The sequence below is a fragment of the Actinoplanes sp. G11-F43 genome (assembly GCF_050589265.1).
Lineage (GTDB): Bacteria > Actinomycetota > Actinomycetes > Mycobacteriales > Micromonosporaceae > Actinoplanes.
The window spans coordinates 1-1,040 of record NZ_JBNZCE010000107.1 but is presented as its reverse complement, the minus strand read 5'-3'; the positions used below and the strand labels follow the sequence as shown (position 1 = coordinate 1,040).

The 1,040-nt window shown below is 68.0% G+C and carries 1 protein-coding gene; it reads left to right on the top strand.

Annotation, left to right across the window (positions count from 1 at the left end; all coding sequences use genetic code 11):
• Window positions 1-22: 22 nt before the first annotated feature.
• Window positions 23-1,040: beta-ketoacyl reductase (locus ACQ0O7_RS45125; RefSeq protein ID WP_430792105.1), on the top strand; the 1,018-nt coding region annotated here is incomplete at its 3' end.

The window sequence follows — 1,040 nt, the reverse complement described above, 5'->3', positions numbered from 1 at the left end:
CGGCGCGATCACTGCTGAGTGGGTGGTCGGCCGGGGTGCCGGCAGGGTGGTGTTGACCAGCCGGTCGGGTCCGGCGGCTGGGGGAGTGGCTGTCCTTGCTGCCTCGCTTGCGGCTGCGGGTGCTGCGGTGGATGTGGTGGCGTGTGATGTCGCCGCCCGGCCGGCTGTCACGGGTCTGCTGGAGTGGATCGACGCCTCGGGTGTTGCGTTGTCGTCGGTGGTGCACGCGGCTGGTGTGGGCGCGAAGATTCCCGTGGTCGACATCAGTAGCGCCGATATTTCGAAGGCGCTGGCGGCGAAGGCCGGTGGTGCGGCCCTGCTGGACGAGTTGACCGCTGATCGGGATCTGGACGCGTTCATTCTGTTCTCGTCGGGTGCCGGTATGTGGGGTAGTGGCGGGCTGGGCGCGTATGCGGCGGCCAACGCCTACCTCGACGCCCTGTGTGACAACCGTCGTTCGCGTGGTCTGGTGGCGACGTCGTTGGTGTGGGGTTTGTGGGCGGGTGTCGGGATGGCCGCCGGTGACGGTGGTGAGCGCTTGCGTGGTTCCGGGATGGAAGCCATCGACGCTGAGCGCGGCATGCGTGCACTCGGTCTGTCCGTGGATGCCGGCGAGGGTGTGGTGGTGGTCGCCGGGTTCGATTGGGAGCATTTCGTGCCGACGTACACGTTGCGCCGGTCGAGTCCGTTGCTGTCGGCCCTGCCGGAGGTCCGGGAGGTTCTGGCCGCTGAGCAGAACACCGTTGCCGAAGCCGATGGATCGGATCTGGCGGTCCGGCTTCGCCGGATGTCGCAGGGTGAGCAGCGGCAGACGCTGACCGAGATGGTTCGGGCTCATGCGGCGGCGGCGCTCGGTCACGACTCGGTGGATGCGGTGTGGCCGCAGCGGGCGTTCAAGGACCTGGGCTTTGATTCGGTCGGTGCGGTGGCGTTGCGGAACAGGCTGGCTTCGGCGGTCGGGGTTCGCCTGCCGTCGACGTTGGTGTTCGACTATCCGAACGCGGCGGTGTTGGCGGAGTTCATCCGTGCTGAGCTGGTCG